Here is a 6,045-nt window from a genome sequence, read left to right on the forward strand (position 1 = left end):
ATTTACTGATTTATCATCATCCAAATTAGTTTGTAACTTGATTGAATCATCATGAAACTCAAGAGCTTTGCTTTTTGGGTATGGTTCAACATATACAACTCTCACTATTCCACTTGCAATAATATGCTTAGCGCAGTTATGACAAGGAAATGTTGTACAGTATAAAGTAGTACCTCTTGTTGAAATTCCTTCCCGTGAGCAAGCTAAAATAGCCTCCATCTCAGCGTGAACAACTCTACCAAATTCTGTTAGATCAGAAATCTCACTTTCTTTCAAAATTAATTTTAATTTTTCAATTTCATCTTCTAGTGTTAAAAGTTTCTTTTCTTTAGTTTTTTTAATAATATTTTCTATAATATTTCTTTGGCTTTGCTTGTTTTGATCTACATTACGCTTATAATCTCTTCCTAAATCTTGATCAGATACTTTTCCATATTTATCTTTTTCAGCCCAATAAAGCCCTCCACCAAATTTAGGTACGTCATTAGCCCCATTAGAAATGATTTGCTGATTATTACTAATAACGGCTCCAACTTGACGAGAAAGATCAGCGGATCTAACAGAACTATTAAACGCCATAAACATCGCATATTCATCAAATGTTGGGGTTTTATACGGATCTGAGAAAATTAGATCTAAAAATCTTTGAAGTGTATTTTTTACCTGTCTTTCATTATCACTTAAATTCAGAAAAAAGTCAGATAAATGGTAAGTATCCCTTGTTTTTTGTCCATATTTTTTGTCTTCATTTTCATCTACTTTAATTAATTCTTCCGCTTTATCGGGAGAGCAATGCTTATCTTCTTCTAAATATTTTTTTCGGCTATTTTTATCTGAATGGATACCAAACAAATAGAATCCATCTCCATATATTTTTCTAAGAAGCTCAACTTCATCTGGATGTTTAAGAGAATTAATAATATACGCATTTTTATTTGTTTTCTTCTTAGTTCTTAATTCCTTAATTTTAACTGAACTAGCTATAGCTAAAATAGAGTTATTATTACTACTTTTTCTAAATAAATCTCCCTGTTCCATAAAATAAGCAATACGTTCATATTCACCATTTATATTTTGAGATTCTATTGATGGAAGAAATTGAGACACTCTGATTTCTTCTACTGAATATCCAAAACCAATTAAACGATCTTTAAGTGGAGTTATAATCCTATCTGAAGGAGTTCCAACAGAACTAACAATTCCAATAATAAGTTCACTATCATTAATTTTTGAATCAGGAAGTAAATACTCATCATTACTGAATAATAAAGTATATTTCTCATTATCTTCTAGAAAAATATCTATATTTTTAGCAAAGTCTTTACCGCCTTTACTTTTATCTAATTCAAACGTAACACTTATTCCATTCTCAAGTTTTTCCCATAATTCCTTTTTTAACAGATTAAATTTAAAGAATGGATATTCATTTCCATCTTCAGATTTTAATCTAGCAATCTTTTTCTCACTATTAACACTGATTATGGTTCCTTTTTTCATAAATAATTCCTTCTAAAAGATTTTATTGGAACTGCTCTTTCACCATTTTCATGCCAAATAAAACCGTTGTTATACACATATTTTTTTGAAAAATTGCCATATATTCTTCGATATAAATATAGATACATTTTTAAAATATTATTCGTTTTCTAATCGCTTTCCGTTCTCAATCCCCTCAATAAGTACCTGTTGAAAACGCTCATAATCACAAAAACCATGTTCATCTTTTTCACAACCTTTGAGGGTTAATGCTGTTTGGTTTGGTGGTGTCGCTAAACTTAATGGCGTAATGTTAATCAACTGTTCGGTGGTTTGATACACATAATCCAACTTAAATTTGAGCTTACCACTTGGCTTGTGCTTCCACACTTCAAATAGTAACTTGCCACCGATTGGGATATTTTCTAATGAATCATTCAATTCATAAGGCTCAACGCCTAGTGCCGCAAGCAACGCAACAATATTCGAATCGTGTCCAACCAATAAATTAATTTTGTTTTCACTATTTAGCTGTTGCTGAATAAATGCTAACAACGGGTATGACGCATTTTGTGCTAACGTTTCGTTGTTTTTAAATAAAGTGCGGTAATATTCGTTTTTAATTTCGTTAATTGCACGCCATTTTTCTTGGCTATCCACGCGACCGTTTGCGATTTCTGAAGCAGGCTTGCCCACATAATGCGCGAGCAATAATGCACTGACAATTTTCTTTCCTTTGCTGATAGAGCCAGTAATTTTGACCGACTTTCCGTCTTTAATACTGTATTCACCGACTTTTCCACCTAAATCACACTCGCCTTTTTGCAAGCAGTTTGGTGAGTTTTTGTAATCGATAATTTCACTTAATAACGCATAATTTGGCGCTAATTTTTGCTGTAAAGCGGTTAAATCAACGTTATTTTTTGCAGATTCAATCAAGGCTTTGCTTGGATTATGCGCTTGCGTTTTAAAAATCGGATCTTTTTCTGAACCAATTTTACCGTGATGTTGCAGTTGAACATTACAGCCCGCAAATGCACCAGAAACAATTGCTTGCCCTGTTGCGATGGTGCGTTGCACACCATTTGCATAAGCAAAAATGCCTTCGCCCGATGCACAACGTTCTGTTGTTAGTAACCCTTTATCTGCAAGCCATTGACCTAAATACTGTCCGAAATAGGTTTCTAGCACCGTCCCTTTTGCAGTGAGATAGCCAGATGGTACATTCCATTTTGCCCATTCATAAGGGGAATATTTCGCCATTTCTTGCGGATCTTTTTCCACTGGTGAACGCAATCCGTGTCGGCTGAAAATCAATACTTTCTCTAATTCATAATCAGAACTTGAGGAAGTTTGACCATTTTCTGTTGCAAACGCACTACTTGCTAAAGCTGAGCCAAGCAAAAGTGCGGTGAATTTTAGGGTTATTTTTTTCATATTCGAGACCTAATCATTTAATGTTGAAATTGAGCTATAAAAATTCAAGGCATATTTGGTGCCGTAAACTAACACCATAAATACTGCAACAATATTGACTACCGCAAAAAAGATTAGTTGTTTACTGTTGCTCTCCACCCAGAGCATTTTAAATAATGCGAGCGTACCAATATTTTCATCAAGTTCGCTCTCTCCGCTTAGTGTTCTTAAGGTTTTCAGCATCTCGCGTACAAAAGCGACAGTATTTATTGCCATGACGCTGAGTGCAATAAATCCAGAAGCGAGGCATAAAAACAGCACTGGTACATCACTCCACCCCCAATGTACCCAATCCAGCTCAGAAAACATAAATAATGCCAGTGATAAAAATAACACTGCAGGCGTTAAATTTCGTAGAAACATTAAATAGTCATCGCCAATTTTAAATAAAAATTGTAAAAAACTGACTTTCTTCATTACTTACGAATCTTCCAACTTGTCTTGGTTTTCATTAAACTCACTTTACCATCTTTTGAGATATAGCCGCCTTTTACCAGATCTAAAATCGTATTTTCAGGCAAATCAGACGCAAACACTTCAACCAGTTGCTTATCTTCCGAAAGAATGCCATAACCCGCTTGGGTTTTATTCGCAGGATCGTCTAGCTTAATATCCGCCACATCAAACACTTGTACACAGGCTTTTTTCAAATAAGAATAAGACTGTCCCGCACTTGGTAAGCAACCGTGAGCATCTGTTTCACCGCCCACAGTTGGCATTTCAGCTTGTGGTTGCGCATTGCTACAAGCGGTCAAAATCATCGCTGAAGTTGCAAGAGCTAACGTTTTTTTTATCACTTTAGAAAATCTCTTTTAATTTGGATTCATCTAAAACAACATCGCCATTTGGTAATAACAACGCAGGAATACCTAAATAGCCATTTGCTTTCGAGTTATCAAATTCTGCATTACTATCGCGTAAACGAATGAATTGTTTGAGATTAGGTAATGAAGTCATAATTTCTACTTCATCGTAATCCACGCCTAAGCGATCCAACTCCGCGACAAATGGTGCGGTATCTGGGCATGTTTCTGCATAAAAAAGAATTGGTTTACTCATTTTGCTCTCCTGAAGTGCGGTCAAATTTCACCGCACTTTTGTGAATTTGTTTAAGCCTTATTTTTACAACCAGGGAAACCTAAGGCTTCACGGCTTGCATAATAGGCTTCCGCCACACCTTTAGTTAATGCACGAATGCGTAAAATATAGCGCTGGCGTTCGGTTACCGAAATTGCTTTACGTGCATCTAACAAGTTAAAGCTGTGTGCTGCTTTCAAAATACGCTCATAAGCAGGCAATGGTAATGGTTTTTCTAAGGCTAATAACTCTTGTGCCTCTTTTTCGTATTGATCGAAGCAGTAGAATAAGAAATCTGTGTTTGCGTGTTCAAAGTTATAGGTTGATTGCTCAACTTCATTTTGATGGAAAACATCGCCATAAGTGGTTTTGCCTAATGGACCGTCAGACCAAACTAAGTCATAAACGGAATCTACGCCTTGAATGTACATGGCTAAACGCTCTAAACCGTAGGTCACTTCACCTGTTACTGGTTTACATTCTAAGCCACCCACTTGTTGGAAATAGGTAAATTGAGTCACTTCCATGCCGTTTAGCCACACTTCCCAGCCCAACCCCCATGCACCTAAGGTTGGGTTTTCCCAGTTATCTTCCACAAAACGGATATCGTTTTGGGTCGGATCGAAACCAAGCATTTCAAGCGAGCCTAAATAAAGTTCTTGAATGTTATCTGGAGAAGGTTTGATCACTACTTGGAATTGGTAGTAGTGTTGTAAACGGTTTGGGTTTTCGCCATAACGACCGTCCGTCGGGCGGCGTGAAGGTTGCACATAAGCAAATGCCATCGGCTCTGGACCTAATGCGCGCAATGCGGTCATTGGGTGAGAGGTACCTGCGCCCACTTCCATATCAAACGGTTGAACAATGGTGCAGCCTTGGTTTGCCCAATATTCTTGCAGGGCTAAAATCATACCTTGGAATGTTTTTACGTTAAATTTTGTGCTCATAATCGTTGATCTAATGTGATTAAAAATGTTGGTATTATACTTGAATCCGTAAAACGGATAAAGGCGAAAAAATGCAGTTGAAAAGAATAAAAAAGAGGCTTTTACATTGTTTCAGTTACAACATAAAAGCCTCTTTAAGAACAGATCTTAGGCTACCAACGATACCCTAATTTCACACCAATTGTTCTCTGTTTACTTAATTGTGAACCTTGAGATTGAGTCGCATATACCGACATATGGAAATGCGAGATCTCACCACTTACACCCAATTCTTTTTGCCAATAACGCCCGAACTGTTGTTGTAAAGTCGCCTGATTGACTTTAGTTTGTACACGAGCATTTGACGCATCGACATAATTTACCGAGAAATAAGGTTTAATTGTCACATCTTGAGCAGGTGTAAAGGTGTAATCTACCTTAACCCCTGTAGTATAGCTATTAAATGCTATTTTCGGTGTTTGGATATTTACACCTTCGTATTGGTAATTTTCTCCTTCAATAAAATGGCGATTTATACCAAGATAAGGCTGAACACCTAATTCTCCTAAACGGAACTGATAGTTCGCATTAAAACCATAACTCATCACACGACGATGAATTTTTTGGCTTTGTTCACCTGAAATTTTACTTGAACTCACTCCATAACCTGCGTTGATACCCAATTGCCAATCATGCCATTGATATTGTGCAAATGCTGACACCATCGTGAGATCCATCTGATTGGAGATCTGCTCATCAAAGGTATTATTAGCACGACCATGTGAGAAAATTGCTCCAATCCGTCCATTCTCAACTTTTTTCTTAACACCAATTTGGCGTAAATTCATATTTTGTTGATAAGCACGGAAATCATCTGAATCATAACGTTTTTTATCTTGCGTAATATTCGTCCATACTGAAAAATCTGAATCCGAAATTAAAACGCTATCAAGTTCATGTTGAACTGAAAGCATGCTATTTACCGTTGCAGACAATTCAGAAAGAGCACTATTTGAATAACGACTAATAAGCTCTTTTTGCTTGCGTTGTGCTTCCGATAGACGTTTTTCCTCTTCAGCTTGACGTTGTC

General features: G+C 36.4%; 7 protein-coding genes. All 7 read right to left on the reverse strand.

What is annotated here, in order from left to right; genetic code table 11:
* The coding region (locus AAX15_RS06880) for an anti-phage dCTP deaminase (protein WP_052749720.1) at window positions 1–1,497 on the reverse strand (1,497 nt) is incomplete at its 3' end.
* A 138-nt stretch (window positions 1,498–1,635) separates the two neighbouring features.
* Window positions 1,636–2,913, reverse strand: a complete 1,278-nt coding sequence (locus AAX15_RS06885; RefSeq protein ID WP_046939700.1) for a histidine-type phosphatase — start codon at window positions 2,911–2,913, stop codon at window positions 1,636–1,638.
* Window positions 2,914–2,922: 9 nt separating this feature from the next.
* Window positions 2,923–3,369, reverse strand: coding sequence for a hypothetical protein (locus tag AAX15_RS06890; protein WP_046939701.1), 447 nt, complete (start codon window positions 3,367–3,369; stop codon window positions 2,923–2,925).
* Window positions 3,369–3,749, reverse strand: a complete 381-nt coding sequence (locus AAX15_RS06895; protein WP_046939702.1) for a hypothetical protein — start codon at window positions 3,747–3,749, stop codon at window positions 3,369–3,371. The genes AAX15_RS06890 and AAX15_RS06895 overlap by 1 nt, the downstream gene beginning before the upstream one ends.
* 1 nt (window position 3,750) lies before the next feature.
* Window positions 3,751–4,011 carry a hypothetical protein gene (locus tag AAX15_RS06900; RefSeq protein WP_005707074.1) on the reverse strand — a complete coding sequence of 87 codons (261 nt, stop codon included), beginning with the start codon at window positions 4,009–4,011 and terminating at the stop codon, window positions 3,751–3,753.
* Between the two features lie 50 nt (window positions 4,012–4,061).
* Window positions 4,062–4,976 (reverse strand): glycine--tRNA ligase subunit alpha, encoded by a 915-nt coding sequence (glyQ, locus tag AAX15_RS06905; protein WP_046939704.1) that lies wholly within the window; start codon window positions 4,974–4,976, stop codon window positions 4,062–4,064.
* Between the two features lie 152 nt (window positions 4,977–5,128).
* A partial coding sequence (locus tag AAX15_RS06910; RefSeq protein ID WP_046939705.1) for an autotransporter domain-containing protein occupies window positions 5,129–6,045 on the reverse strand: 917 nt, incomplete at its 5' end.

Origin of the sequence: Haemophilus haemolyticus, from assembly GCF_001008275.1 — a bacterium.
GTDB lineage: Bacteria > Pseudomonadota > Gammaproteobacteria > Enterobacterales > Pasteurellaceae > Haemophilus > Haemophilus haemolyticus_P.